We start from the raw sequence: 26808 nt of genomic DNA, 5'->3' as shown, positions 1-26808 counted from the left end.
ATTTATCGCATTAAGATTTTTGAGCACGAATTTCGTCAATAAAACCTTCTAAATCTTCTTTTGAGTAGTGATATTTTTCTTCACAGAAATGGCATTGAGCTTCTGCCATACCATCTTCATCGATCATATCTTGAATTTCTTTTTCGCCAAGGCTCAATATAGCAGCGCCGAAACGTTCTTTTGAGCAAGTACATTTAAATTGAACAGGCATTGTATCTAAGAATTCAACGTTATCTTTTCCAAGCACTTCTTCTAACACTTGTTCAGGAGAGTAACCTTTTTGAATCATTTTTGAAACAGGTTCAATTTTTGATAGTTGGTTTTCAATGTCAGTAATTGTTTCATCATCTGTACCAGGCATTACTTGAATGATAAATCCACCAGCAGCCAAAATGCTATCATCCGTATTGACAAGTACACCAAGACCTACAGAAGAAGGAACTTGCTCTGATTTTACAAAGTAATAGGTAAAATCTTCAGCAATTTCACCTGAAACGATTGGCACCTGACCAGTAAAGTGTTCACGTAATCCAAGATCTTTTACAACTGTAAGCGTTCCTTCTGTACCAACTGCTCGTCGTACATCCAATTTGCCTACTTCATTTAAATCAAATTCAACATGAGCGTGTGTAGGATAGCCGCGCACTTCACCTTTAGCATTGGCTACCACAACCATTGGTCCAATCGGCCCGTTACCTTCCACCTTAACCGTGATTGTATCCTCACCTTTTAGCATAGCACCCATCATAACAGCAGCTGTCATTGTACGCCCTAATGCAGCAGAAGTAGTTGGCCATGTATCATGGCGTCGTTGTGCTTCTCCTACTGTTTCTGTTGTACTTACAGCAAACGCACGTACACTCCCATTAAATCCAAGCCCTCTTACTAAATAATCAGCCATTTTTATTCCTCTTTTCTTCTTGATTTCTTTTATAAATTAAATGTAATCCTTTTAATGTTAAAAGGGGATCTACAACATCAATAACCCGCGATTCTTTTGCAATCAGTTCTGCTAGGCCGCCTGTTGCAACGGCTAAAGCTCCTTCGCTACCTTCTTGCCTCATACGATTTACTATTCCCTCAACTTGTCCTATATACCCGTAGACAATGCCTGCTTGCATGGAGGAAACCGTATTTTTCCCGATAACACTTTGAGGGCGGGCCAATTCAACGCGAGGAAGTTTCGAAGCCTTGGTAAATAAGGCTTCCATTGCGATTGAAATACCAGGCGCAATAGCTCCGCCTAGATAACGACCTTTTTCATCAATATAACAATACGTAGTGGCAGTACCAAAATCTACAACAATAAGCGGAGCTCCATATTCATGGATGGCAGCTACTGCATTAACAATGCGGTCAGCACCGATCTCCCTAGGATTTTCGCTATGGATATTCAACCCTGTTTTAACGCCAGGTCCCACCACGAGGGGTTCTACAGCAAAATATCTTTTACACATTAATTCTAAGGTAAACATAATCGGTGGCACTACTGAGGAAATTATAATACCATGTATGTCGGATAGAGATAAAGATTTGTGCATAAACAGCATTTTTATTTGCATGGCATACTCATCTTCCGTTTTGTGCACATCTGTTTTTAAACGCCAATGATGTTGCAGTTTATCTTCTTTATACACACCTATCGAAATATTGGTATTCCCTACATCCATCACTAATATCAAAAGTATTCCCCTCATTTCTATCCCATCACTAAAAGCATATCTCCTTAGTATAGGAAAAAGCTGACCACCTTCTAGCAAGGGATCAGCTTTTCACTTTACAGTATGGCTTACTGTCTAGATATTATCGTTGCGGCTTGTATGATTATCGTTTTTTGGAAGATCAGAAACAGTAGGGTCTCCACTGCCTGAAGGATTCACTTTTGTTTCTGTTACGATATCAGCATCCGTTGATTCTTTGCTTTCCACAACCGCTTCGTGATGTGTTTTTCTTTCGTATGAACGTTCAGGAAGCTTACCGTATTTTTCTAAGTGCTCAATTTGTTCAGCATCCAATGTTTCTACTTCAAGTAAAGTAGTAGCAATCAGATTTAGAAGGTCACGGCGTTCTGTCAAGATTCGTTTTGTTCGTTCATATTGTTCTTTAACCATAAATTGCATCTCTTGGTCAATTTCATATGCAATCTTATCTGAGTAGTTTTGTTCAGAATTGATATCACGACCTAAGAAGACGTTGCCTCCCTGGCTTGAACCAAATTGCAATTGGCCAAGTTTATCGCTCATACCATATTCAGTAACCATAGAACGTACAATGCTTGTTACACGCTGGAAGTCATTATGTGCGCCAGTAGATACTTCGCCAAAGACGATATCCTCTGCTACACGTCCACCAAGTAAACCGGCAACTTTATCAAGTAGCTCTGGTTTTGTCATGAAATAACGGTCTTCTTTTGGTAGCATTACTGCATATCCGCCTGCTTGACCGCGTGGCACGATCGTAACCTTGTGGACTTTTTCTGCTTCATCCAATGTTAAACCAACAACAACGTGGCCGGCTTCATGGAATGCAACAATATTGCGCTCTTTCTCAGAAATGACACGGCTTGTTTTCGCAACACCAGCAATAACGCGGTCTGTTGCTTCATCAATATCGCCCATATCAATTTTTTTCTTATTTTCGCGTGCAGCCACTAATGCAGCTTCGTTCAATAAGTTTTCTAAATCAGCGCCCGAGAAACCTGGTGTACGCTGTGCGATAGCTTTCAAGTCAACTGACTCATCTAAAGGTTTTTTACGAGCATGTACTTTAAGTACAGCTTCACGGCCTTTGACGTCTGGACGACCGACAGTGATCTGTCTGTCAAAACGACCCGGACGTAAGAGTGCAGGGTCTAAAATGTCTGGGCGGTTTGTAGCGGCGATAATGATAATACCTTCATTTGCACCAAAACCATCCATTTCAACAAGCAATTGGTTAAGCGTTTGTTCACGTTCATCATGACCGCCGCCTAATCCAGCACCACGTTGACGACCAACTGCGTCGATTTCATCAATAAAGATAATACATGGAGCATTTTTCTTAGCGTTTTCAAATAAATCACGTACTCGAGAAGCACCAACACCGACGAACATTTCGACGAAATCAGAACCACTGATTGAGAAGAATGGTACGCCTGCTTCCCCTGCTACAGCTCGAGCTAATAATGTTTTACCGGTACCAGGAGGGCCCACTAATAAGATCCCTTTAGGTATACGTGCGCCAATTTCAGCAAATTTAGTATGGTCTTTAAGGAAATCTACAACCTCTACTAATTCTTGTTTTTCTTCGTCCGCACCGGCTACATCGGTAAAGCGAACTTTTTTCTTCTGGTCATCATAAAGTTTTGCTTTGCTTTTACCAAAGCTCATCATGCGATTGCCGCCGCCTTGAGCTTGGTTCAACAAGAAGAAGAACAGAATAAAGATGACTACAAATGGAATAATTCCGGTAAAGAACTGTATCCATCCATTTGATTCTGGTGCGCCTAAGAAGTTAATTTTAGAACTCGTTTTAGCTTCTTTACGAATTTCATTCATTAACTCTTGGTCATCACGCGGGATATTTGTTACGAATGATTCGCCTTTTTTATATCCCTCGATTTTCCCTTTGACGACATAAACTAACTGATCCGGTTGTATAGTAGCCTCAGTTACCTTGCCGTTCTCTAATGCTGTAATGAACTCGTGATACTGAATTTCCTTTGTAGGTTGGTTCGCATTATTAAACGTACCAAAAATCCCAATGATCACGAGGAAAATTAATAAATAAAATATGGTGTATCGAAATATTCGATTCATCCCCAGCCTCCTCACAAGATAAACAGAAAAACTATAGTAAATCTTAACATATGAACTTTTGGTTAGTACAATGAAAAGCCTTTTATCTAGCACGTTTCCCGGAAAATTTGTTTACAGCGAGAAAACGTCTTAGTTTGAATATACAGCAGGCTTCAATACACCAATATATGGAAGATTACGATACTTTTCTGCATAGTCTAAACCATAGCCGACTACAAATGCATCCGGCACTTCAAAACCAACATAATCCGCTTTTAAATCTACCTTGCGTCCAGATGGTTTATCCAATAATGTTACGATTTTTATTGATTTTGCTTTGCGGTACTTAAACAAATCAACCAAATAGCTTAAAGTTAATCCACTATCAATAATATCTTCTACTATGATGATGTCGCGGCCTTCCACACTTGTATTTAAGTCTTTCACAATCTTTACTTCACCAGAAGAAACAGTTGCGTTTCCGTAGCTTGTAACATCCATGAAATCTAGTTCAACATAAGAATCCATTCGTTTGATTAAATCTGCCATGAACGGCATAGCACCCTTTAATACGCAGATCATTAATGGAAAATCATCTTGGTACTCAGCAGCTAACGATTCGCCAAGTTCTTTAATTTTGTGCTGTAGCTCTTCCTCTGAAATTAATACGTTTTCAATGTCTTTCTCAAGCATCTTGTGTTTCCTCCTTGGTAGTAAATCAACATGGTAAAGCGAAAATTTCAACCGGCGAGAGTATTCTTCATTTCCCTTTAGTTCTATGATAGAACTCTCTTGTCGATGATGAATAGGGCATCATCTTCTGCCCGCTTGCTAGTAGAAAGATAGTTGCTCATGCGAAGCCCAGGAACTGCAATCACCAAATTATCATCAGATGTAACAATTGGCCAATTCTCCCTTAACGCCGCAGGAATCTTTTCATCTATAAAAAGGCGAGATACTCGTTTTTTTATATTTGTTCCTAGCAAATCGATACGGTCGCCATCCATTCTGCCACGAATATGTAATGGTAGTGCAAAATCTGAAGTATTTACAAAGTAGCATTTTGCGAAGGATGTGGTGTTCGTAGGAACAGCATGGTCTGCTTTCCCTATATACATACGCAAATCATTCGGCAAATCAATCCATTGGCCAAATGGCAATGTTCTAGCAATTAGTGCAGGTGACTCCTTATGTGCTTTTACAAGCGACAACTGGTCGTACTCCCGTATTGCTAGGGCTCCTTTTGGTAAATTAATTGTTGCATTTCCATCTGTTGATTGTGTCAGTTTTAATATAGCATTGCTAAGTGTGTAGCTTTGTTCAATGTTTGGATTTTCGTAAAGATATTTTAATAGTAGTAGAATGATTCTTCTTTGTAAAGCAAGGGGTTGATTATGGAATGCTTTGATATTAATTTTCCATAAATCACGCTGTTTTTCAACTAATAGCTCTTGTAACGCTTGTTCTGCATAGCTTTGTAACAATTGTTCATCCTCTTGCACTTTTTCTGTGTAATGCATAATAGCTTCTGCAATGTTTTCATTTTCAGCTCTTAGGAGTGGTACAACATGATGCCTGATGCGATTGCGTGTATAAGAATCCTTCTTGTTGCTAGAATCCTCCCTGTAGCCTTGATGATTTCTTTGTAGATAATCTACTATTTCTTCCCTTGTCACAGAAAGAAACGGACGAATCAATTCGCCGTTTGCAAAAGGGCGACACCGTTTAATTCCTTGCATGCCGCCTTCTAATAAACCTCTGGTTAGTGCCATAATGACACTTTCTATTTGATCATCTGCATGATGGGCTACAACAAGCTTTGTGCTTTCTGTTTCCTGCATGACTTCTTTAAAGTAGGCATAGCGTTCTCTTCTGCACACCGCTTGCATATTGCCACTTTCTTTTTCTAGTATAGCGGGAATTGGGATATCGGCAGCATAGACCGGTATCCCTTTATCCTGGCAGAAGCTTTCTACAAATCTGCGGTCTTCTTCCGATTCGCTTCCTCTCAACATATGGTTGACATGGACAGCTGCAACGGAAACACCCAGTCTCTCTTTTTCTTGATAGAGAAAATGCAGTAAAGCCATTGAATCTGCTCCAGCAGAACAAGCTACAAGCAATCGATCTTCCTTATGACATAACCCATATTGCTGAATATACTCTTTTACTTTCGTTTCGAACGGCGCCATTTTCTCACCTCACTGTTAGTTTACCACTCTTTTGTGTGAAGTTTCTTGGAAAGTTGGCTTAAATAATGACCAATCAACTGTTTTATGCTGAATCTCAACGCAAACAATTGTACAATCATCGACTGGTTTGTCATTATTCCGGAATGACCTCATAATTTCTGGACATATTTCATTAATTGGCAAGCTTCTATGTTGCAGAAGACAATTGCGAAGCATTTTTTCTTGTTTTTCCCATGGCATATCTTCAAAGAAAAGTCCGTCTGTACACATAAAGATAATATCCCCTGCTTTAAGTGTCCTTTGCTCTGCTTCTACTGAGTAGGATGTATAGATGCCAAATGGTTCGCTGGCACTTTCAAGTCGTGTTACCTCTCTCCCCCTTACCAAGTAAGTTGCCATGCTGCCTGCTTTCCAAGACCACAACTTGCCATGCTGTAAGTCAATTAAAGCAAAGTCCATTGTGGCATACATTTCCTCCTGTTTAAGTGACATCACATAGTGAAGTGTATGCATAGCCGTTTCGGGAGACATTTGATGATGCAAGCATTCCCGCATTAAGCGAATGAGCTTCCTGCTTTCTTTATGGGATTGCTTGTTATGCCCCATTCCATCTGACAGCATAATCGCTGTAAGACCCGGATTTAGCGAGAATACTGCGTGTGAGTCACCAGAGTACATCGTATTGTCTCTAGATGTAGATAAGACATCATACGAAAGATCAAAACGAATAGCTGATTGAAAGGTGATTTGCAAATGCGCATAGGGTTTGGTCTTTTTAATCGTTTGGTTAATTTCAAATGGCTCCTTAAAAACATCCTGTAAGGCAGGTAAAATAAGTCGTTCAGCTACCATTTGGTCTGTTTCCCATTGAGCCTTTTTGAATGGGATACAGCAAACTACTTTCCTATTACCCGGTTCATTTGCCAAGATATCAATTTGGAAGAAATCAATTCCTATTTCTTTAAAGCGAGACACTAGCAAATCTTCATGCTGTTGGAAAGAGACGGCGTCATTCGTCATATCTTTCATCACATGGTCAATATGCAGCGACATATCTCTTAGTTGTAAGGCAATCATTTTCTTTCCATGATGAAATTGTCCGCTTAACTGCTGCTTTGATACGTATTCTGCTAAAGCATTCAATAGGGATGGGGAGCGTACACATTTGTAGCGCAATTTATCTTCTGATTGCTTTTTTGCTCCGTGATCATTAATGGTGTCTGCCTTGAGCCACTGCTCCATTATCGAGCGCATTTCCTCTTTTTTCCCCCAGCACCGTTCAAATTGATAGCATGTTTCACACGGGGACAGTGGTCTTGCCTCTATTTCTTCTTCTTGCTGCTCCACTATGCTAAAACGATCATTCACAAGTTCTTTCATAAATGTCACAAAGTCATTAAAATTGGTCAGTTTCATAGTTACCTTTTCTGTAAGCCAACGCTGTCTTTCTAACAGGGTATCCTCATGATTCGGATATAATTGTTGCTGCCAATATGAGAGCCAGCTTTTTGGTATAGTTAAAAACAATAATGCAGCGATACCCAGCGCAATCCAATATGTTTGATCAATCGGCAATGTTGCATCGTAGAGCATAAAAAATGCCGTCGCAATGCCACTGCCTATGATGATACCGAATTTACCCACCTTCTTACATATACCTGCACAAAGCCCAGTCAATGCATACACTGCAATCATTCCACTAAAGGATAAATGAGACAAGCTGATAATCGTACCCATTAATACAGCGATTGCGGTTGATAATGTCACGCCCCCTACATAGGCAGCACCTAGTATGACTAGCTGCAGAGCAATGTAAGTAGGTGACAGGATATTCAATACAATATTATTTGTAGATGTCAACATTATAGCGAGGGCTACCAGAGCAGCGCCAATCCGCTCCAATGTCCAGGAAGCATTCCATAGTGCAGGCATCGGTAATAAACACTGCATTAAAAATAAAGTCATAAAGATTGATAATATACTCTCATATCCCACATATAATAAAATCATGGAAGGTGGCTCACCGTGATAAGAAATCATTTGCCAAGTCACTTGCATAAGCAAAACGGAAATTCCTACAACGAAAGCAATTGGCACTTTGCGTATGAACGTCTTTAGTAATAGTACAAAGATGGTTAGTTCGCCTATGTGAATCAATGACTCGCCAACGCCCAATGTCACACTACCAAGCATTCCTCCGAAAAGGGCCCACATAAAGTAATCTCGATGATTGGCATATACAACAGCCATAATAGGCAAGAAAAAGGGAACAATCGCCTCAAATAGGACTGCTTTGGATAAGAAAAAAGCAGAAAAGCAAAGTGCTAACCCAAAAAGCACCGGATAAGCCTGCTTCAGGCCGATCGAAACTTTAGGTATGGATAGTTTATTTGATTGGATAAATTCTTTTCTCATCGTGACATACCTCCAATATTCTTATATATATTTCTGCCAGTATACATGGATATGACTGTAAATTTTGTCTGTTTGTGTTCAATATTTAAAAAATCGTTCGACGGCAAATCACATAGTTTATAAAAATAAAACAAAAAGCGCTTGACATAGTGAAAACAATTCTTGTATTATGTATTATGTTGCTAACACGGCGGCCTAGCTCAGCTGGCTAGAGCGTACGGTTCATACCCGTAAGGTCGGGGGTTCGATCCCCTCGGCCGCCATCATAAAAAAAGAAGCCTTCCAATTGGAAGGCTTCTTTTTTGTATTTCGAAAGAATTATAGATAAAAAGCGGCCGCCTCTGGATGAATATCTCAGGGCGACCGTAAGAACGGACAGTAAGACATCAACATCAGTAGAAGGTCTCCCTATACTGAGTGAAGTTTCACTTTCGTTTATTAGTAAATTGATTAATACACTTTTTCTACGATTAAAATAGCCAGCAAGTTACCCTCTTCTTGCACCTCGGCCACCACGTTTTGAATCTTGTGCACGCTTCAAAGTTGAAAGACGATCTTCACTGTCTTTAAGGAAGCGAGCCATCTTTTGCTCAAAGTTTTCCTTAGGTTGGCGATGTTCACCACGGTCATTTGAACGGTGGTTGTTGTTACGTGGGCGATGAGGACGTTCTGGTCGTTCTGGTCGCTCAGGTTGAGGTTTTGCCTTGCGAATGGATAGACCAATCTTACCGTCTGCTTCTACATTCATTACTTTTACTTCGACCAGTTCTCCAACTTTCAAATGGTCATTAATGTCTTTAACATAGTTGTCAGCAACCTCACTAATATGAACAAGACCTGTTGAGCCATTTGGCAGCTCTACGAATGCTCCGAAATTTGTGATTCCTGTTACTTTACCTTGTACCTTGCTGCCTACTTCAATTGACATAAAAAAAATGCTCCTCCTTAAAATGTAAGCGACTTATTAGTCTTATATTCAAATATGTGTTCTTTGATTCTTATCTTTATTATAGCCAACAAAAAAAGAGTGTCAATAAGACTACTCTTTTGAATCTGTTTTTTTCTTATCCTTTTCAGACGATTTAGGTGTTGAAAAAATAATTTCTCCGTCTTCCGATAAGAATAAATCCTTCCTTGCAAGTTTTGCGATGTAATCATCATCATTCAATTTAGCAATTTGAATTTTTAGATCTTCCTGCTTCTCTTTTTGCTTTGCAAGCGTCTTCTGCAGCTCCGTTTTGTGTTGTTCTTTCACTGCGAGAGTGTGCTTTTGTTTCGCCAACATAAAGAAAAGGGAACCAGCCATAAGAACAAATAGAAGTGTCATAACCCCAAGACGACGATATAAGCCAATCTTGCGTTTTTGATGTGTGCTGTTTTTTTGCATCTCTGCTCTTGCATAGTCTGTTGGCATTTGTGTAGTTTTTTTGTACATTTGCTTCGATGGTTTTTGCATATAAGCGGGTGTTAACCCTAACCTCCTTTACTTGGTGATTTCTAACTTCCCCATAAGAGGGTATAATTCCTTCAAGCAAGGAACTATACCCTTTCATTTAGCATTAATGCCATTATATCTAATTTTACCCTATTTTTTAAGAGTAAAATTTTTAATTTTTTCGACAACAAATCGTAACGGAAATAGAATAATCATAACAATTTTAACAATTATCCTAATGATTTGTCGGACTATGCCTATAATGATGCGAATAATAAACCAAATCGGATGGATGACAAGTCTGACAAACAGTCTTCCACAGAATCGAACTAAGCTTTGCAAAAATAATTGGTACAGACAAAAGCCCAGCAATTGTGAAAGAAAATCTACAAAATGCCATTCTCCATCTCGAACAACCATTAATAGTAGGAATGTTCCAATCCCTAAAAGAATCCATGCTGTTAATTCAAATAGGATATAGCCTTTTCGCAAGAGCGATTTGGGTGCGGCATAAAAGCTGAAAGATCGTACCAAATCAATAATTGCGGCCCCTATAACGCCACTAGCTATGAGTGCTGCTATACTAAGGAACTGTTGTGAAACGGTCATCCAAATAATTTATGCAAAATGCCTTTTGATATGCCGCTATCCTCTTCATCATATTGCAGTGTCTTCACAGACCCTTCTAAAGTCAGAAGCCCTTTATCTACATCTAAATGGACAATTCTTAAATCTTCTCCTCGAATTTGCAAATGTCCTTGAGAGGTGAGTACTAAAAACTCCTCTTGGTCAAAGCGTTCAATCGATTTTACAGATGTCACATCCATTCGCTTGCGATTTCGAACCGTTAGCAAGTGGTCTCCTGTTGGAATAGTATAAGTCGCGTTTTCTTGTTGGAATGTCATCATTTTTCCCCTCCTTAGCCTGTCTACTAATCTATATGTTAGGAGAAAGAGGAATATGAGGGGAAAGTGAAAATTCTCTACAGTTTAAAAAGGGGAGCATGGTTCCGGTCTAAGTAAATACCTATTGTCGGTAGAAAAGGAATATGGGGCTAGAAAATGGGGAGTTGTTTACTGATTTAATTTTGAAAAGAAGTGGAAACATTAAACTTCCTAAGGACATGCATCGTGCTATGCCTCAGCAGTCTACGTTATTTCCACTTCGACTATATTTTGATTTCTTGTTAGTTGCTACTCTTCGTCATCAATAAATTCTGGCTCAATTTTCTCTACTTTTTCTTCTTTCAAAATGGTAAACATATTTGCAGCCTCTTCTTTGCGGACGATATCTTTTAGTTCCTCCACGCGAACAGTCACGATTTTTTGGCCGAGACGAATCGCTAATTCATCGCCTACTTTTACGGGGCTGCTTGCTTTTACCACTTTTCCATTAATGGTAATACGTCCTTGGTCTGCTACTTCTTTTGCTAATGTACGGCGTTTGATCAGCCGAGAGTTTTTCAAAAATTTATCTAATCTCATATCTATGACTCCTTACTTTGTAATTGTTTTGCTTCTTCCCAAAACTCATCTAATTCCTCAAGTGTGTACTTTTTAAAATCCTTTCGTCCAGCCATTACCTTTTGTTCTACATATCCAAACCTTTTTGCAAATTTTGCGTTTGCATGGATCATCGCTTCTTCTGCTGGGATCTTATAGACGCGTGCTAAATTGACAAGCGTAGAAAGCACATCGCCGAACTCATCGAGCCTTGTTTCATCTGTACCGTCTTTTATTTCCTCTTGGAATTCTTCCCACTCTTCTTTTGCCTTCGCCCATGCTCCCTCAACGTCTGGCCATTCAAAGCCTACCTTAGCGGCAATTTTTTGATAGTTATATGCAGTTTGCAGTGAAGAGGTTGCACGATACCCTTCTTTTAAAAGTGGTTCTGTTTTCGTAGGCTGATGCTCTTCCTTCTTGATTTCTTCCCAGTTCTTCACTACGTCTTCCGCATTATCTACTTTCACTTCGCCAAAAACATGCGGATGGCGGCGGATCATTTTAGAAGCAATCCCCTGAAGAACGTCCTCTAGATTCCAGAAGCCATCATCCTCTGCGATTTGCGCTTGCAAGAAGACCTGTAACAATACATCGCCAAGCTCCTCAATCATATGGTCTTCGTCTTGTTCCTCGACTGCTTGAAGGAACTCATGCACTTCCTCCAGCATATACTTTTTAAGGCTCTCGTGTGTTTGTGCCCGGTCCCATGGACATCCTTCAGGGCTTCTAAGCACTCCAATAATATCGCGGAATGTAGACCACTCTCTTAAACCGTCTTCTCTCTTTTTAATAGGTGGCACATAAACAGTTGTTAAATTATTTACTTCAACACCATGATCGAGTTCAAATAATGGAACAGTGCGCAACTTTTCATCCTTCGATCCAGCAGCTGTCACAATGGTCACTAGATATTCAGCCGGATATTTCTCCATTAAAGTTAGCTTTACCTCTGATGCACTGAATTGGTCATACACTTGTGCAATCAGTAGGTGCTTGTACATATTGGTCTCATGTATTGAAAATGTACTGCCATCAACTAATTCAAAGCCATCAATTGGATCAATTCGCAATGCGCCAAACACAGCATCCAAGAAGCTCTGACCACCTTCTATTTTGAGACTTACTTTTCCTTCTTTCTCTGCTTCGATCAGCAGCTGCACTGTCATTTCTGCAACTAGTGGATGGCCAGGCACAGCATATATAACCTCGTCCTTCCCTGCTGCTTGAAGCAGTGAATCAGCAATCTCTTGATAGACGGGCAAAAAGTCATCATGTTTTTCATACACAGCATCAAAGCTTTCGAATGTTAGTCCCTCTTTAGCCAATTCTGTTAGTACAGGGTGATCATTTGTTCGAACATATACCTTTTTAGCTGCTTTGAGTGCTTTATAGACACCCATTGGCAATTGTTCGAAATCTCCCGCTCCTAAGCCTATTATAGTCAGTTGATGCATACACATTCTCTCCTTTAATCTTGTGCTTCTTTCTTACTTGTAAATACTGCATGTTATGTGAATTCAGTTTTCATTATATCGAGTTGGTAGCAGGCTAACAAATCATTGTCGAACCTTTTCTTCTGTATCTTTCCCCATTCTTCCCAACCGGAGTTGGTAGGCGGCCATGTATTTTCCTAGAGGCAATAGGAACCATTCTCGAACTGCTAATGTACGCATTTTTGCTAACGTAGTCAGAAAGATGAAAGCGCCAATCGATGATTTTATAATCGTTAGACATAAAGCCATCGTTCTTCCATCAGAGAAGTTTCTAGCATAAGGTTCTAAAAAGACGGAGAATAATACAAGGACAAACGCCATAAGAAGGGTGGCCACCGTCATGCCTTTGTAGAAACTCCATGGAGCCAATTTTATAGTTTGTAACCTTTTTAGATAAGCAACCAGTACGATGGCTGACATCATTAAGCCCATATTCCCTGCAATAGCCGCCCCTGCTATACCGAATGTTTGTACAAATAAAGAGTTACATAAACATTTCACCAAAATACCCATCAATAAAATAAACGATGGTATTTTTAATTTACCTAACCCTTGTAGTATCCCTGTGATGGTCAATATGAGTGAAAGCCATATAATTTGAATGATAAAAATCGATAAGACATTCGATAAATCGGCTGTTTCAAATAATGTTTTATTTATATTTGGCATCACTAGAATTAATCCGACAGCAGCCGCTACACCAAATAAAAGAGAGGCACGATAGGTGATTTTGATGTAGCGTTTAGCATGCTCCCTGTTTTTTTTGTTATGGGCAATCAACGGCACAATAGCGAGTGAAAGTGAGGAAGCAATCACCAACCCTACCTGTACGAGCGGTTGACTCCGATCATAAATCCCCTTAGTTTCCATCGCTTGTAAAGAAGGTAAGCCCATTTTTTGTAACGCACTGAAAATAGTAAATGAATCAACTAGTTGAAACAGCAGTAGCATCAAACTGCTCAAGCTGACACTGAAGCTGAAAAGCAAAAGCTTTTTGGTCATTGCCCATTTATTCAATGATTGAATAGGAATACTCTTTAAGCCTTCATGAGAGAAAAAGGATTTCCTTCCAAACCAAACTAACAGAAAAACTCCTGCCAGTTCACCGGCTACAGTCCCCCCCATTGCCACTTCGCCAGCTGCATATAGCGAATGTGTCATAGCAACAACTTGCCAAGTACCTACAATAATGATCGCTACTCTTACAGCCTGCTCTATCATTTGCGCATAGGCAACCGGCTGCATGTTCCCAATTGATTGAAAGAATCCTTTGTATATTGAAAGAAATGGAATACAAAATACAACAAATGAAGCTACTTTTATTAATCCGGCTAGCTCTTGATCTCCCATCATCTTTGCAAAAAAAGGAGCGCCAAAAAATAGTACTATAAATAAAATGGCAGATATCACAGCTAAAACGCTAAATAAAAATCGCAATATTGCATTGCGCTCACTCGTATGTTTATTGGCATCTTCATCTGCCAGTATTTTTGAAATAGCTACAGCTAGTCCGCTTGAAGTCCATGTGACAAATATAGCAGCAAAAGGATAGACCTGCTGGTAAATATAAAAGCCTCGGTCTCCTACTAGGTTTTGAAAAGGAATGCGGTACACCATACTCAGTACTTTCACAAAAAGAGAGGCCACCGTTAGCATTGCCACGCCCTTTAAATATACCTTCATACCCCACTTTTCAGGCATATATTTCTCACTCATTTCTAAAACAAACTCTTTTTACTACCAAAGTATAGCATATGTGTAAATTGAGTAAGGAGATACACTTCTGACCGCCTTACAAAAAAACAGACTGCTTATATAAGCAGTCTGTTACCGTTTTCTATCCTTCCATTTGCTTCGCTAGGAAGTGTGCCGCTGTTTCTGCGACCTTTTGTTCCGTATCACCAATAAAGTGCATTTTAGATAAAATATAGACTGCGCCAATGGCATCTCCTGCTACAACAATCGGTGCAATACAATATGATTTGATCTGTTCTATTTGTCCAGGGACAATTTCAATCGAACTCTCATGCTTCTCTACAATCAAATTCCTTTGTAGAATACGTTCTTCTGCAAAAGGAGAAATGGCACGATGCAAATAATCCTTTTTTGAAACACCTGCAGCAGCAATTACCTGATCTCTATCGCTAACCAAAGCGCTCGTACCTAATGTTTCAAATAATGTATCTACATAAGAAAGTGCAAAATCACCTAGCTCATTAATAGGTGAATATTTTTTAAGTATAATTTCGCCTTCACGATCAGTAAAAATTTCTAAAGGATCTCCCTCCCGGATACGCAAAGTCCTTCTTATTTCTTTTGGAATGACTACGCGCCCTAAATCATCGATCCGTCGTACAATGCCTGTTGCCTTCATTCGAATGCCTCACTTTCGACAAGATTTCATAAATAGTCTTGTCGGTAGTTTGGCCTTATAAAGGGAAATTTATACATAACAATTATTAGTTCTATGCCTCCGTCTTTTCACGGAGTGCTGTTGGCAATAATTTCAGCAAAGCTTCTAATATGTCAAACGTTGATTTTGCTTCTGCTTTCTTTTCGTCTATCGTTAAAAGTAATTTTTGGCCTTCCAATTGGAAGCCTACTGCCCGACCAAATACCATTGATTCGGCTACAACTTTGCCTCCATCTAGTTTGGCAGTGCCTTCTTCCGAGATTTCAATCGTGATGATTTTATTTTTCGTTTTGATTGATTCTACTCCTGCTTGTTTTGCCCATACCTTCATACGGCCAATACGCAGCAAGCGTTCCGTTTCAACTGGGAAATCTCCGAATCGGTCTTGCAGCTCATCAATAATCTCAGAGTAGTCTTCTTCTTCATCCATACTCTTAATGCGTTTATACATTTGTATTTTTTGATAGCCATCAGGAATATAAGTATCTGGAATATATGCATCAAATGGAATAATGATTTCAATATCCTTTTCTTCTTCCTTTTTCACGCCTGTTTGCCGCTCCGTAATCGCTTCTTCTAACATTTGTGAATACAAATCAAATCCAACTGAATCAATAAAGCCATGCTGTTGTGCACCAAGCAAGTTTCCTGCTCCGCGGATAGATAAATCGCGCATCGCAATTTTAAAACCGGAACCAAGCTCTGTAAATTCTTTTACTGCCTGTAGCCTTTGTTCTGCTACTTCGGTTAAGACTTTATCACGTTGATACATGAAATAGGCATACGCCACACGGCTAGACCTGCCGACACGCCCTCTTAATTGATACAGCTGCGACAGCCCCATACGATCAGCGTCATTAATAATCAGTGTGTTAACATTAGGAATGTCAATACCTGTCTCAATGATGGTGGTCGTGACTAATACATCGTATTCACCTTCAAGGAATTTTAAAATGACGTTTTCTAAATCTCTTTCAGTCATTCTGCCATGGGCAGAGCCGACCCTTGCATCAGGCACAAGCATTTGAATCTCTTCAACCTTTTTCGCAATATCTTCTACACGGTTGTGCAGATAGAATACTTGCCCATCACGTGCTAATTCGCGTTCAATCGCTTCTCTCACAAGTGCACCGTTATGTTCCATTACATACGTTTGAACAGGGAAGCGGTCAGCTGGTGGTGTCTCGATTACAGATAAATCACGTACTCCGACCATCGACATGTGCAATGTGCGGGGAATCGGTGTTGCCGTTAATGTTAATACATCTACTTTTGTTTGTAATTTTTTAATTTTCTCTTTATGTGTTACACCGAATCGTTGTTCTTCATCGACAACTAATAAACCTAAATCCTTATACACGACATCTTTTGATAAAAGGCGGTGTGTGCCTACTACGATATCTACCGTACCAGCTTTCAGTCCGCTTATAGTTTCATTTTGTTGCTTGCGAGAACGAAAACGGTTCAGTACGCCGATTGTAACAGGATAATCTTGGAATCTCTCTAGTAACGTTTCATAATGCTGCTGAGCCAAAATAGTAGTTGGGACCAAAAAGGCTACTTGCTTGCCGTCTAGTACAGCTTTAAATGCAGCCCGTATGGCCACTTCTGTTTTGCCATAACCTACATCTCCGCATACTAAGCGGTCCATTGGCCTTTCTTTTTCCATATCTATTTTCACTTCTTGAATCGTCCGTAGTTGATCCTCTGTTTCCTCGTACTGGAATGCTTCTTCAAATGCCCGTTGCTCATCTCCATCTGGAGAGAAGGCAAATCCTTTTTCTGCTTCACGCTTAGCATAAAGCTTGATCAGATCATCAGCGATATCTTGGACAGCTCTCGATACTTTTGTTTTCGTTTTGCCCCACTCTGTACCTCCAAGCTTATGGAGTTTCACTTCTTTATCTTCCGAACCAATATACTTTTGAATCAAATCAATTTGATCGACAGGCACATACAATTTATCGTCTGCACGATAACGGATATGGAGATAATCCTTATGTTTCCCCCCCACATCTAGCGTATCAATTCCTACATATTTGCCGATCCCATGATGCACATGGACCACGTAATCGCCAGACTTGATTTCTGTATAACTTTTAATCCGCTCTGCATTGGACATTTTTTGAGCGCGGTTTCTTTTCTTTTTAGGCTTTTGTTTAAACAGCTCTTCTTCTGTCACTACTGCCACACGTTGCATCGGTAGTTCAAAACCTGCGGAAAAATTACCTGTAATCGCAAAAATGCCTTCTGCCTCAGGCGTTCCAATTTGTATATGAATATCGTAATCTTCTAAAGTGGTCTGGATAGTTGGTAGACGACTTCCATCTTCAGCCATAAACAGTACTGTAAATTTTTCACGCTGCCAACGCTCAATTTCCCCTTTTAACAGCGGCATTTGACCATGAAAATGCTGCATCGGCTTGCAAGAAAGGCTAGTGATATCTCGGAAACGTACGCCAGAGAAATTTCTGGCAAACAATGAAAAGTAAAGTATTGGCAATTGAATCATAGCCGAGACCTCTTTCATTGAATAAGAAGGCTTCACTGCATGCACCATTTTTCCTTCTTCTATAAGGGAAATGAACCACTCTTTCTCTTCTTTTTCCCAAGCTTCCATTACTTCTTGGATTCTTCCGTACTCGTCATATACAACAAGCCCATCTTTCGCAAAATAGTCGCCCAAGAATGCAGGTTTTTCATATAACAGAGATCCGTAACGATTAGCAAACTCCGGCAGCTCACCTTGCTGAAGCAATTCTATATCCAATTGAACATTTTGATATAATTGTTCTTGTATCTCTTTTTTCTTTACCTTTTTTAAGCTCTCACTTAATGCACTTTCCAGCCTTTGCGCGAATTGCTGCCTTTGATTCTTTGTCACAACAAATTCTGTCGCAGGTAAGAGATGTATATTCTTTAGTTTATTAATAGAACGTTGGTCATCTGCTGAGAATGTGCGAATAGAATCAACTTCTGTATCAAATAACTCGATGCGAACAGGATTTTCAGAATAAGGAGGATAAATATCTAAAATACCACCTCGCAGTGCAAATTCACCAGGAGAGGTGACCATTTGGCTTCTTGAATACCCCATTGTCACTAATTGGTTCAACCATTCTTCTACGTCGATTTCTTCACCAAGCTTGGCAGTTAAATTTAAATTCATCCATACTTCTTTCGGAGCCATTATTTTACGCATACCAGCTATAGGAATAACATATACTCCTTTTTGTTGATGAATCATATGATCCAATGTTTCAATACGTGCTGCTCTGAGCTCTGGACTGGATGTGGCCATATCAGCGGCAATAAATTCGTCAGCTGGATAGTAATGGACCATGTCCTCTCCTATCAGTTTAGCCAAATCATCATACATTTTTTGCGCTTGCAACAAGTTTGGCGAAATTATGTAAAGCGGCTTTTGCAGAGTATAAAATATTGTATCTAAAAATGCGGGACGCGCGCTGCCAGACAAACCCGTTACCAGCTCTGCTCCCTGTCCCTTCTTTATTTCATCTAATAATTTTTGTACTTGCGGATCGCTAGTCAATAGATGACGCAAAATTTCCATACAAATCTCCCTTCTCTTTCGGACTTTATTTATAGAACATACAGAAAAAGGCCTTGGACGCAAAAAGCGCCAAAGCGTTTCACTGTAACCAATTTTTTAATGCATGATAATTTGGGAATTTCTTTAGCGAATCTTCACAGTGTTCACATATACTATCTACGGTCGTATCGCCATTTTGCTCATGACGGATAAATTCTTGGGCATCTTTTTCATTGAGTTGATGCAGTTTGCGAATACTATCATCAGAATCAAATGGCAATACACCAATCTCCGTACTGCAATGACGACATTTGTAACGAATAGCCATAAGCATGCCTCCCTTTAGTAAAAGTATAGACAGCTTTCAGTTTTTTATGCTTGAAGAATTAGTTGAACTTATTCATGACTTCAACAAAAGGCTTCGTCAACCAATAATCACAAGCTTCTGCGGCATTTTTAAATGCATCTTCCATAGTCGGCAAATCTTCTTTTTGATAGTGGCTTAGAACATAATTGACTACCTTCATTCCTACAGGTGGACGATCAATTCCTATACGAATACGATTAAAATTTTGTGTGCCTAGGTGTTGGATTAACGACTTTATGCCGTTATGGCCACCTGCGCTACCCTTTTGACGCAAACGCAATTTTCCCTTTTCTAAATCTAAATCATCATAGATGACCACAATGTCTTCCAGCTCAATATCAAAATAATCCATTAAAGGACGCACCGCTTCACCAGAAAGGTTCATGTAAGTAAGTGGCTTCACCACCATTACTTTTCCTTCTGGAAGATGTGCAGTTCCATAAATTGCATTAAATTTTTGTTGATTTAATGATATACCCCATTTTTCCGCTAATAAATCAATCGTATCAAAACCAACGTTATGGAGCGTATGTTCATATTCTTTGCCTGGGTTACCTAGGCCAATCACAAGTTTCATTTTTGCATCTTCCTTTACTACTAATCCCAGTTATTTTATCACATAAACATTATTTGATGCGGTTCATTCACTTTAATCCAATATAACAGAAACAGGTTATATTAGCATATATAAATACCTTACCAAGTTTAAAAGTACAATAAGCAAGTTGAAAAAACAGTTTTTTTGTCGAACACTATATGGGAAAACAAAAATATATTAATTAATCTTTGTCTCAAAAAAATTTAATTAAAATATAAAAACCTTGGGCCTTCAATTAAGAAAGCACAAGGTTAATAGTATATATTATTCATCAGCTCCATTATCGGCAACAGGCTCTTCTGTTTCTGTGTCTGTTTCTAGCTCTGCCGCTGAGACTGGCGCTGAAATTGTCACAAGTGTCAATTCATTATCATCGACAATCTCAAATTCGACTTGATCACGAATATCATTAATGGTAATTGTATCGCCAATGGCTAACCCTGAAATATCTACTTCGATGCTCTCAGGTATATCAGAAGGTTTCACATTTAATGTCAGCTCACGATTTGGCTGTTGCAAGACACCGCCTTCTTTAACGCCTGTGGATTCTCCAACGACCGTAATCGGAACAGCTACTTCTAATGCATCAGACATGTTGATTGCTAAAAAGTCGATATGGAGATAATCGCCCTTTAAATTATCCTTTTGGATATCATTTAGAACGGCTTGAACATTTTTGTCTTCTACTTCTAATGTAATGACGGCGTTGCGTCCGTCTTCTCTTAATGTTTTTTCGAGTTCTCTTGCACTAACGGCAATGGGTGTTGATTCTACTTGGAAGCCATAAACTACGCCTGGGACATACCCTTCTTTTCTAAGACTTGTAAGATTGGAATGATGTCCGGTTTCACGTGAATTCGCTTGAATGACAGTGCTCATAGATTTTCGTCCCCTTCCTCAAAATAACTAATGCTTTATGTATATACCCTTACAAAAGATAAACGAAACCTATTAAATACAAAAATCCACACCCTAAGCTATAGGATGTGGATGGAAAGACTACGAAACATTAATCAAATAATTTACTTACAGATTTATTCTCATAAATGCGTACGATGGCATCTGCCAACAATGTCGCAACTGATAATTCTTTGATTTTTGGAATTTTCTTTTCTTCTGGCAACTGAATTGAATTGGTTACAACTAATTCTTTGATTACTGAATTTTCGATGCGGTCAATTGCAGGACCTGAAAGAACAGGATGCGTACAACATGCATACACTTCTTTAGCGCCGCTTTTGACAAGTGCTTCCGCACCAATTGTAATTGTGCCTGCTGTATCAATAATGTCGTCGATTAAAATGCAGATTTTTCCTTCTACATTCCCTACAATGTTCATCACTTCTGCTACATTTGGCTTTGGACGGCGTTTATCGATAATGGCAATTGGTGTTTTTAAACGCTCTGCCATTTTACGAGCTCGTGTTACTCCACCGTGATCTGGTGAAACAACAACTACGTCTTCAGGATTAAAGCCTTTTTTCTTGAAGTAATCCGCTAATAGAGGAACACCCATTAAGTGGTCAATTAAAATATCAAAGAAGCCTTGGATTTGTGGTGCGTGCAAATCAAGAACAAGTACGCGTGTTGCGCCTGCTGTTTCTAATAGATTAGCCACTAATTTTGCCGTAATAGGTTCACGTGAACGCGCTTTACGGTCTTGGCGTGCATATCCGTAATAAGGCATTACGACGTTAACTGTGCGAGCAGAAGCACGTTTCAACGCATCAATCATAATCAACAATTCCATTAAGTTTTCGTTTACTGGCGCTGAAGTAGATTGAACGATAAACACATCGTTCCCACGAATGCTTTCCTCAATATTGATTTGGATTTCTCCATCGCTAAAGTGTTTGACTGAACATTTCCCTAACTCTACACCTACTTCTTTTGCGATTGCAGCAGCAAGTGGTTCATTTGAATTTAATGAAAAGATTTTTAAATTTGAGTTAGCATATTGATACGGCATGTTGGCCTCCTGTTAATGTTTTAATTATTTTAATTTGTTAACATAGTTTTCTTTATTCTCTTGTCTTGTACGTCCTATAGCAAGAGCATTTTCTGGTACATTTTTCGTAATGGTTGAACCTGCAGCAACAAATGCATTCTTGCCGATAGTAACCGGTGCGATTAAATTGGCGTTACAGCCAACAAATGCGTTGTCTTCAATAATCGTCTCGTATTTATTTTTGCCATCATAGTTGACTGTAATAGTACCGCATCCAATATTTACATCTGCGCCGATTGTGGAATCGCCTAGATATGTAAGATGCGATGCCTTGCTTCCTTCGCCAAGCGTTGTCTTTTTCAATTCGACAAAGTTGCCGACTTTAGCGCGATCCATAATATGCGTTGCAGGACGAATATGTGCATAAGGGCCAACTGCTACATCATCATCAATCCGACTGTCTTCTATGATAGAATGATCAATCTTTGTACGGTTGCCTATTTGGCTATTTCGGATTTGGCTGTTCAACCCAATAAGACAATTTTCGCCAATAGTAGATGGGCCTTCAATCATCGTTCCTGGTTGAATCACCGTATCACGGCCTATTACAGCTTCAGCACTAATATAAGTATTGTCTGGATTAATGATTGTTACACCATTTTGCATATGTTTCTTATTAATGCGAGATTGCATAATTCTTTCAGCTTGTGCTAATGCTACTCGATCATTAACACCTAGTGTTTCCGAAAATTCTTTAGTCACGTAAGCTTCTACAATTTCTCCGCGACTTTGTAAGATTTCAATCACATCTGGCAAATAATATTCGCCTTGTGCATTGTCATTTTTTACTTCTTTCAAAGCTTCAAAAAGCGCTTTATTATCAAAACAGTATGTGCCTGTATTGATTTCAGTCACTTCTTGTTGTTCTTTTGTTGCGTCTTTTTGCTCAACAATCTGTGCAACCTTGCCATCGCTGCTACGTAAAATACGTCCATAACCTGTAGGGTCTTCAGCTATAGCTGTCAAAATTGTCGCTTTTGCTTTATTTGCTTCATGATGTTCATAGAGAGCTTTCATTGTTTCTGGACGTATAAGTGGTGTATCACCACAAATTACCAGTGTTGTACCATCTAAATCTTGAAGCAAAGATTCTGTTTGTTGAACAGCATGCGCAGTGCCAAGCTGCTCTTTTTGCAGAACATATTCACTACGATCGTTTAATTGTTCTTGCACTTTTTCTGCACCGTGTCCTACCACTGTAACGATACGGCTGGCATCCAACTGTTGAATATTGTCTACCACATGCTCTACCATTGGTTTTCCGCAAACAGGATGAAGAACTTTATATAAATTGGACTTCATACGTGTGCCTTGGCCAGCAGCCAAGATTACGGCATAAATATTGGTCATACTTACAAGTCCTCCAGTCAAACAGATTTTTTCTCTTTTGACTATAAAGCAAACTAAACATATTTTCAAGACATTGCGACTTGACAAATCATTAAGAAACCATTTATTATATAATTCTTTTTCTAAAAAGTTCTTCCTCTTTATCATAACTCTTTTAATTCTATTATGGGAGGTTTTATTTAGAGAAAAATGTGGTAATAGACTATATATGCAGGCTAGATTAATAATCTTTACATAAAAGGAAATTTCAACATAAAAAAGAGCCCATTCAATAAGAATTGGCCCTTGCTTCTTTTGCTATTAAACTTTCTCTTCCTCTAGCACCATAAATTCATCTTCGTGGCTATTGGCATAAGCATGCAATACAGATTCTTGGATCTTAGATCGTGTGCCAGAATTGATTGGATGGGCAATATCTCGGAACTCTCCGTCTGGCGTTCTTTTGCTTGGCATTGCTACAAATAATCCAGCATTCCCATCAATCACACGTATATCATGCACAACGAATTCGTTGTCCAGTGTGATGGAAGCAATGGCGCGCATGCGGCCATCAGTCTCTACACGGCGAAGTCTTACATCAGTTACTTCCATTTTCTCACCACCTCTCATCTTAGTTGTTAGATAGAATCTATTAACATCCTAATTCTATAAGCAGAGAGCTAATCCCTTCTTTATTATAAAAAATTTTTATAAAATTTAAAATATTATTTTAAACAAAATAAAAAGGCCACAAAATTGTGGCCTTTTGTTTTATACTAAAGCAATTACTTCGATTTCAACTTTTGCATCTTTTGGCAATTTTGATACTTCCACTGTTGTGCGAGCTGGCTTATGTGCGCCAAAATGTTCGGCATAGATTTCATTCATTACTGCAAAGTCTTCCATATCAGTTAAAAAGACTGTCGTTTTAATCACTTGGTTTAATGAAGAACCTGCTTCAGCCAAAACTGCTTTGACGTTTTCGAATACTTGATTTGTTTGCTCCGTAATATCTCCGCCAACAAATTCTCCTTCCGCTGTTAACGGAATTTGGCCTGAACTGTAAAAAGTATTGTTGACTACCATTCCTTGGACATATGGTCCAATTGCTGCTGGAGCGTTTTTTGTTGAGATTACTTTCATCTGTCATATCCGCCTTTCGAAAAATAGTTGCCTTCTTCTAATTTGATCGTACGGTCTTTTTCATTTACTTCTTTTAACTTCACTAAAGAGTAATAATTGTCGACTAAACGTTCATCTGTATGTGCGGCCTCTACTAGTACAGCCATTCCTGCTAGTGTGCAATCAAACTCTTCAATCAGGTTTTTCATGCCATTCATCGTGCCGCCGACTTTCATGAAGTCGTCTGTAACAAGCACTCTTTGACCGCTTTTCATACTACGTTTCGATAAAACCATCGTTTCAATGCGGCGTGATGAGCCTGAAACATAGTTAATGCTGACAGTTGAGCCTTCGGTTACTTTGTTATCTCTGCGCACGACTACGACCGGTACGTTTAAGTGTCTTGCAATGGCATGAGCTATCGAAATTCCCTTAGTCGCAACTGTCATAATGACATCTATTTCCTGGATACAAAAAGCTGATGCAAACACTTTCCCTACTCTATTCATTAATTCGGGATTGCCAAGTAAATCCGTCATAAATAAATAGCCGCCTGGCAATAGACGGTCGGAATGGCCTAACTCACTTATTAATTCGTCAATTACCTCTTTGACTACTTTCTCAGACACCTTGGGTATATATTTGACCCCGCCTGCTGCTCCGGGAACTGTCACTAAAACCCCAATCCCTCTTTCTTCAAATGTATCTTTTACAATCGTTAAATCCTCACTAATGGAGGATTTAGCAGATTGATATAACTCTGAAAAAAAAGTAAGGGGGATTAGCTTTTGTGGATGCTCCAATAAATAATGCGTCATATCAACAAGACGCTCACTGCGCTTCCATTTCATAGCACCCTCTCCTTTTACCCGAATGTTTTAATCAAAAAATACCACAATTATGCGTCTTTAAGCAAGTGCATCTCTTTCACCAATTAAACGCACTGCATATACTTCATCGCAAAAGCCTCTCAGGCCGTTGACGATGCGACTCACCCGTGCTTTATTTTGAACTAAGCCAAATACTGTTGGCCCACTGCCACTCATTAATACGGCATCTGCTCCAAATCTATTCATTTGCTCTTTAATAATGGATACCTCGGGATAAAGTTCTAATGTTACACTCTCCAAAACATTACCAACACTGTTGCATAATCGAGAATAATCTTTATCTTCAATAGCTTGTACCATTTGTTGTGTGTCTGGATGTTCGACCTTATTCATATCTAGACCGCCATACACTGCTGCTGTTGAAACGCCAATCGCAGGCTTTGCCAGTATAACCCAACATGCAGGTGGAGTTGCGATATGTTTGATTTTTTCGCCTCTGCCTGTGGCTATAGCGGTCCCACCGTATACACAGAAAGAAACATCTGATCCGATTTCCGCTCCCAATTCTGCCAATTGGTCAATGGATAACCCCAAATTCCAAAGAGTATTCAACCCTTTTAATGTTGCAGCGGCATCACTGCTTCCTCCTGCTAGACCAGCAGCTACTGGAATCTGCTTATCAATAGAAATGGAGACACCATCTTTGACTCCGTATGTATCTTGTAATAGCTTGGCTGCTTGATATGCCAAATTTCGTTGGTCATCCGGCACAAAGGTGCTACTTGAGTGTATGTGGATTTGCCCATCACTCCGTTTTGATAAACCAACGCGATCTGCTAAATCCACAGTCGTCATAATCATTTCAACCTCATGATAGCCGTCTTTCCTTTTGTATAGTACATCCAGCGTTAAATTTATTTTGGCAGGTGCTTTTACATAAAGCATACCTCCGCCTCCTTTCAAATATAAAAGAAGAAGCAATCTCCGTTCTTTGTCTACTTCACACTATTTTACCACAGGTTATGTTTGATGAGCCATTCGCTTGATACCTAGGATATAACAAAAAGCAGCCTTCCTATCATTTAGGAAGAACTGCCTTTTCCAGTGCGTCTATTTGTTAATATACGTGAAAATATTTACTGCTTTTGGCCGTCCGCTAAAGACTCTTTCGCCATTTCAATAGCCCTCTTCACCATATTTCCGGCATCTCGCGCTTTGATTCCGCCCCATCCTTCACGTTGAACCGTATCGTAAAAGCCTAATTCTTTTGCGATTTCTATTTTCAACTGTTCGGACATAATCGACTTTCTCGCCATACGAAATTCCTCCCTTTAACGCCTGGACTTTTAGTATAACCAACAATATAAAAAACACTCTAGAAACATTCTCTGTATGCCAGAGTGTTTCTAGAGTGCTGTACAAAATGCTTTGGTTTATAGTTCTGTTTGCTTATTTAGCTGCAGCAACACCTGTTGCAACCTCATCATCAAATGTTATTTCTACTGCTTCTGTTAAGATATCTGTGTAGCTGTAAGACACACGCTCAATCGCGTTATCGTCTTGATCAAGATCAACTACAAATACTGCGCGATATGTTTCACGTAATATTCCAGCGCGCTCAATCGTTTTCTTGCGACCACCGTTTGCTTTTAATTGCAAACGTCTACCCAAATGACAATCTAACGACTTTTTAATGTCGGCTAAAGTTTTTGGCATTTTCGCTTACACCTCACTAATAACCATTATACAAAATGTCTGAAATATTGTCAACATAA

General features: G+C 39.4%; 26 protein-coding genes and 1 tRNA gene. 1 reads left to right on the top strand and 26 read right to left on the bottom strand.

Annotated elements, in window-relative coordinates; translation table 11 throughout:
* Positions 1-10 precede the first annotated feature (10 nt).
* The 6 genes from hslO to RCJ93_RS16220 form a co-directional block, all read right to left on the bottom strand.
* Complete coding sequence (gene hslO, locus RCJ93_RS16245; RefSeq protein WP_150285674.1) at positions 11-901, bottom strand: Hsp33 family molecular chaperone HslO; 891 nt, start codon at positions 899-901, stop codon at positions 11-13.
* Positions 894-1682, bottom strand: a complete 789-nt coding sequence (locus tag RCJ93_RS16240; RefSeq protein WP_446739582.1) for a type III pantothenate kinase — start codon at positions 1680-1682, stop codon at positions 894-896. Before RCJ93_RS16240 ends, hslO begins: the two co-directional genes overlap by 8 nt.
* A 114-nt stretch (positions 1683-1796) precedes the next feature.
* Positions 1797-3797, bottom strand: coding sequence for an ATP-dependent zinc metalloprotease FtsH (ftsH, locus tag RCJ93_RS16235; RefSeq protein ID WP_446739581.1), 2001 nt, complete (start codon positions 3795-3797; stop codon positions 1797-1799).
* Positions 3798-3926: 129 nt separating this feature from the next.
* Positions 3927-4469 carry a hypoxanthine phosphoribosyltransferase gene (gene hpt, locus RCJ93_RS16230; RefSeq protein ID WP_066791321.1) on the bottom strand — a complete coding sequence of 181 codons (543 nt, stop codon included), beginning with the start codon at positions 4467-4469 and terminating at the stop codon, positions 3927-3929.
* 83 nt (positions 4470-4552) lie between these two features.
* Complete coding sequence (tilS, locus tag RCJ93_RS16225; RefSeq protein ID WP_066791318.1) at positions 4553-5968, bottom strand: tRNA lysidine(34) synthetase TilS; 1416 nt, start codon at positions 5966-5968, stop codon at positions 4553-4555.
* Between the two features lie 15 nt (positions 5969-5983).
* Entirely contained in the window at positions 5984-8383 is a 2400-nt protein-coding gene (locus RCJ93_RS16220; RefSeq protein WP_446739580.1) for a SpoIIE family protein phosphatase, read from the bottom strand.
* Positions 8384-8572: 189 nt separating this feature from the next.
* Here RCJ93_RS16220 and RCJ93_RS16215 point away from each other — a divergent pair.
* Positions 8573-8646, top strand: a tRNA-Met gene (locus RCJ93_RS16215).
* Between the two features lie 224 nt (positions 8647-8870).
* Here RCJ93_RS16215 and RCJ93_RS16210 read toward each other — a convergent pair.
* The 20 genes from RCJ93_RS16210 to veg all read right to left on the bottom strand — a co-directional run bounded on the left by RCJ93_RS16210 (position 8871) and on the right by veg (position 26749).
* Positions 8871-9311, bottom strand: a complete 441-nt coding sequence (locus RCJ93_RS16210; protein ID WP_446739578.1) for a S1 domain-containing RNA-binding protein — start codon at positions 9309-9311, stop codon at positions 8871-8873.
* A 111-nt stretch (positions 9312-9422) separates the two neighbouring features.
* Positions 9423-9839: an FtsB family cell division protein gene (locus RCJ93_RS16205; protein ID WP_066791314.1), complete on the bottom strand. Its 417-nt coding sequence runs from the start codon at positions 9837-9839 to the stop codon at positions 9423-9425.
* A 129-nt stretch (positions 9840-9968) separates the two neighbouring features.
* Positions 9969-10427: a spore cortex biosynthesis protein YabQ gene (gene yabQ / locus RCJ93_RS16200; protein WP_446739576.1), complete on the bottom strand. Its 459-nt coding sequence runs from the start codon at positions 10425-10427 to the stop codon at positions 9969-9971.
* A complete protein-coding gene (locus tag RCJ93_RS16195) occupies positions 10424-10723 on the bottom strand; it encodes a YabP/YqfC family sporulation protein (RefSeq protein ID WP_066792039.1) in 300 nt (99 codons plus the stop codon). Before RCJ93_RS16195 ends, yabQ begins: the two co-directional genes overlap by 4 nt.
* Positions 10724-11011: 288 nt before the next feature.
* On the bottom strand, positions 11012-11302 hold the full coding sequence (locus RCJ93_RS16190; protein WP_446739574.1) for an RNA-binding S4 domain-containing protein: 291 nt from the start codon (positions 11300-11302) through the stop codon (positions 11012-11014).
* Between the two features lie 2 nt (positions 11303-11304).
* A complete protein-coding gene (mazG, locus tag RCJ93_RS16185) occupies positions 11305-12774 on the bottom strand; it encodes a nucleoside triphosphate pyrophosphohydrolase (protein ID WP_150285671.1) in 1470 nt (489 codons plus the stop codon).
* Positions 12775-12876: 102 nt separating this feature from the next.
* Positions 12877-14529: a putative polysaccharide biosynthesis protein gene (locus RCJ93_RS16180; protein ID WP_446739573.1), complete on the bottom strand. Its 1653-nt coding sequence runs from the start codon at positions 14527-14529 to the stop codon at positions 12877-12879.
* 121 nt (positions 14530-14650) lie between these two features.
* On the bottom strand, positions 14651-15187 hold the full coding sequence (gene spoVT, locus RCJ93_RS16175) for a stage V sporulation protein T (RefSeq protein ID WP_066791307.1): 537 nt from the start codon (positions 15185-15187) through the stop codon (positions 14651-14653).
* A 91-nt stretch (positions 15188-15278) separates the two neighbouring features.
* On the bottom strand, positions 15279-18800 hold the full coding sequence (mfd, locus tag RCJ93_RS16170; protein WP_446739572.1) for a transcription-repair coupling factor: 3522 nt from the start codon (positions 18798-18800) through the stop codon (positions 15279-15281).
* A 79-nt stretch (positions 18801-18879) separates the two neighbouring features.
* Positions 18880-19107 (bottom strand): anti-sigma-F factor Fin family protein, encoded by a 228-nt coding sequence (locus tag RCJ93_RS16165; RefSeq protein ID WP_066791303.1) that lies wholly within the window; start codon positions 19105-19107, stop codon positions 18880-18882.
* Between the two features lie 58 nt (positions 19108-19165).
* Positions 19166-19723 (bottom strand): aminoacyl-tRNA hydrolase, encoded by a 558-nt coding sequence (pth, locus tag RCJ93_RS16160; RefSeq protein WP_066791301.1) that lies wholly within the window; start codon positions 19721-19723, stop codon positions 19166-19168.
* 285 nt (positions 19724-20008) lie between these two features.
* On the bottom strand, positions 20009-20623 hold the full coding sequence (locus RCJ93_RS16155) for a 50S ribosomal protein L25/general stress protein Ctc (RefSeq protein WP_446739571.1): 615 nt from the start codon (positions 20621-20623) through the stop codon (positions 20009-20011).
* A gap of 130 nt (positions 20624-20753) precedes the next feature.
* Entirely contained in the window at positions 20754-21713 is a 960-nt protein-coding gene (locus tag RCJ93_RS16150; RefSeq protein WP_066791297.1) for a ribose-phosphate diphosphokinase, read from the bottom strand.
* A gap of 24 nt (positions 21714-21737) precedes the next feature.
* Positions 21738-23102 carry a bifunctional UDP-N-acetylglucosamine diphosphorylase/glucosamine-1-phosphate N-acetyltransferase GlmU gene (gene glmU / locus RCJ93_RS16145; protein ID WP_446739570.1) on the bottom strand — a complete coding sequence of 455 codons (1365 nt, stop codon included), beginning with the start codon at positions 23100-23102 and terminating at the stop codon, positions 21738-21740.
* Between the two features lie 300 nt (positions 23103-23402).
* Complete coding sequence (gene spoVG, locus RCJ93_RS16140; RefSeq protein ID WP_251648808.1) at positions 23403-23693, bottom strand: septation regulator SpoVG; 291 nt, start codon at positions 23691-23693, stop codon at positions 23403-23405.
* Between the two features lie 159 nt (positions 23694-23852).
* The gene (locus tag RCJ93_RS16135; RefSeq protein WP_066791291.1) at positions 23853-24224 is read right to left on the bottom strand and encodes a RidA family protein; all 372 of its coding nucleotides are present in this window, start codon (positions 24222-24224) and stop codon (positions 23853-23855) included.
* Positions 24221-25054: a pur operon repressor gene (gene purR, locus RCJ93_RS16130; RefSeq protein ID WP_446739569.1), complete on the bottom strand. Its 834-nt coding sequence runs from the start codon at positions 25052-25054 to the stop codon at positions 24221-24223. The genes RCJ93_RS16135 and purR overlap by 4 nt, the downstream gene beginning before the upstream one ends.
* Before the next feature lie 57 nt (positions 25055-25111).
* A complete protein-coding gene (gene ispE, locus RCJ93_RS16125) occupies positions 25112-25978 on the bottom strand; it encodes a 4-(cytidine 5'-diphospho)-2-C-methyl-D-erythritol kinase (RefSeq protein WP_150285666.1) in 867 nt (288 codons plus the stop codon).
* A gap of 191 nt (positions 25979-26169) precedes the next feature.
* Entirely contained in the window at positions 26170-26349 is a 180-nt protein-coding gene (locus RCJ93_RS16120) for a small, acid-soluble spore protein, alpha/beta type (RefSeq protein WP_066791287.1), read from the bottom strand.
* Positions 26350-26482: 133 nt separating this feature from the next.
* Positions 26483-26749, bottom strand: a complete 267-nt coding sequence (veg, locus tag RCJ93_RS16115; protein ID WP_066791286.1) for a biofilm formation stimulator Veg — start codon at positions 26747-26749, stop codon at positions 26483-26485.
* Positions 26750-26808 lie beyond the last annotated feature (59 nt).

The organism is Rummeliibacillus sp. BSL5 (assembly GCF_052928305.1).
The sequence above is the reverse complement of the archived record's forward strand: the minus strand, read 5'-3'. Positions and strand labels throughout refer to the sequence as shown.

What these genes read in the sequence shown, in the direction of transcription:
- RCJ93_RS16180 (WP_446739573.1), bottom strand. Translation starts at nt 14,529, where the DNA reads ATGAGTGAGAAATATATGCCTGAAAAGTGGGGTATGAAGGTATATTTA.
- pth (WP_066791301.1), bottom strand. Translation starts at nt 19,723, where the DNA reads ATGAAACTTGTGATTGGCCTAGGTAACCCAGGCAAAGAATATGAACAT.
- RCJ93_RS16150 (WP_066791297.1), bottom strand. Translation starts at nt 21,713, where the DNA reads ATGCCGTATCAATATGCTAACTCAAATTTAAAAATCTTTTCATTAAAT.
- hslO (WP_150285674.1), bottom strand. Translation starts at nt 901, where the DNA reads ATGGCTGATTATTTAGTAAGAGGGCTTGGATTTAATGGGAGTGTACGT.
- RCJ93_RS16195 (WP_066792039.1), bottom strand. Translation starts at nt 10,723, where the DNA reads ATGACATTCCAACAAGAAAACGCGACTTATACTATTCCAACAGGAGAC.
- RCJ93_RS16190 (WP_446739574.1), bottom strand. Translation starts at nt 11,302, where the DNA reads ATGAGATTAGATAAATTTTTGAAAAACTCTCGGCTGATCAAACGCCGT.
- glmU (WP_446739570.1), bottom strand. Translation starts at nt 23,102, where the DNA reads ATGACCAATATTTATGCCGTAATCTTGGCTGCTGGCCAAGGCACACGT.
- tilS (WP_066791318.1), bottom strand. Translation starts at nt 5,968, where the DNA reads ATGGCGCCGTTCGAAACGAAAGTAAAAGAGTATATTCAGCAATATGGG.
- RCJ93_RS16165 (WP_066791303.1), bottom strand. Translation starts at nt 19,107, where the DNA reads ATGGCTATTCGTTACAAATGTCGTCATTGCAGTACGGAGATTGGTGTA.
- RCJ93_RS16135 (WP_066791291.1), bottom strand. Translation starts at nt 24,224, where the DNA reads ATGAAAGTAATCTCAACAAAAAACGCTCCAGCAGCAATTGGACCATAT.
- ftsH (WP_446739581.1), bottom strand. Translation starts at nt 3,797, where the DNA reads ATGAATCGAATATTTCGATACACCATATTTTATTTATTAATTTTCCTC.
- RCJ93_RS16155 (WP_446739571.1), bottom strand. Translation starts at nt 20,623, where the DNA reads ATGAGCACTGTCATTCAAGCGAATTCACGTGAAACCGGACATCATTCC.
- mfd (WP_446739572.1), bottom strand. Translation starts at nt 18,800, where the DNA reads ATGGAAATTTTGCGTCATCTATTGACTAGCGATCCGCAAGTACAAAAA.
- hpt (WP_066791321.1), bottom strand. Translation starts at nt 4,469, where the DNA reads ATGCTTGAGAAAGACATTGAAAACGTATTAATTTCAGAGGAAGAGCTA.
- veg (WP_066791286.1), bottom strand. Translation starts at nt 26,749, where the DNA reads ATGCCAAAAACTTTAGCCGACATTAAAAAGTCGTTAGATTGTCATTTG.
- spoVG (WP_251648808.1), bottom strand. Translation starts at nt 23,693, where the DNA reads ATGGAAGTAACTGATGTAAGACTTCGCCGTGTAGAGACTGATGGCCGC.
- mazG (WP_150285671.1), bottom strand. Translation starts at nt 12,774, where the DNA reads ATGCATCAACTGACTATAATAGGCTTAGGAGCGGGAGATTTCGAACAA.
- RCJ93_RS16120 (WP_066791287.1), bottom strand. Translation starts at nt 26,349, where the DNA reads ATGGCGAGAAAGTCGATTATGTCCGAACAGTTGAAAATAGAAATCGCA.
- RCJ93_RS16220 (WP_446739580.1), bottom strand. Translation starts at nt 8,383, where the DNA reads ATGAGAAAAGAATTTATCCAATCAAATAAACTATCCATACCTAAAGTT.
- spoVT (WP_066791307.1), bottom strand. Translation starts at nt 15,187, where the DNA reads ATGAAGGCAACAGGCATTGTACGACGGATCGATGATTTAGGGCGCGTA.
- ispE (WP_150285666.1), bottom strand. Translation starts at nt 25,978, where the DNA reads ATGCTTTATGTAAAAGCACCTGCCAAAATAAATTTAACGCTGGATGTA.
- yabQ (WP_446739576.1), bottom strand. Translation starts at nt 10,427, where the DNA reads ATGACCGTTTCACAACAGTTCCTTAGTATAGCAGCACTCATAGCTAGT.
- purR (WP_446739569.1), bottom strand. Translation starts at nt 25,054, where the DNA reads ATGAAATGGAAGCGCAGTGAGCGTCTTGTTGATATGACGCATTATTTA.
- RCJ93_RS16210 (WP_446739578.1), bottom strand. Translation starts at nt 9,311, where the DNA reads ATGTCAATTGAAGTAGGCAGCAAGGTACAAGGTAAAGTAACAGGAATC.
- RCJ93_RS16205 (WP_066791314.1), bottom strand. Translation starts at nt 9,839, where the DNA reads ATGCAAAAACCATCGAAGCAAATGTACAAAAAAACTACACAAATGCCA.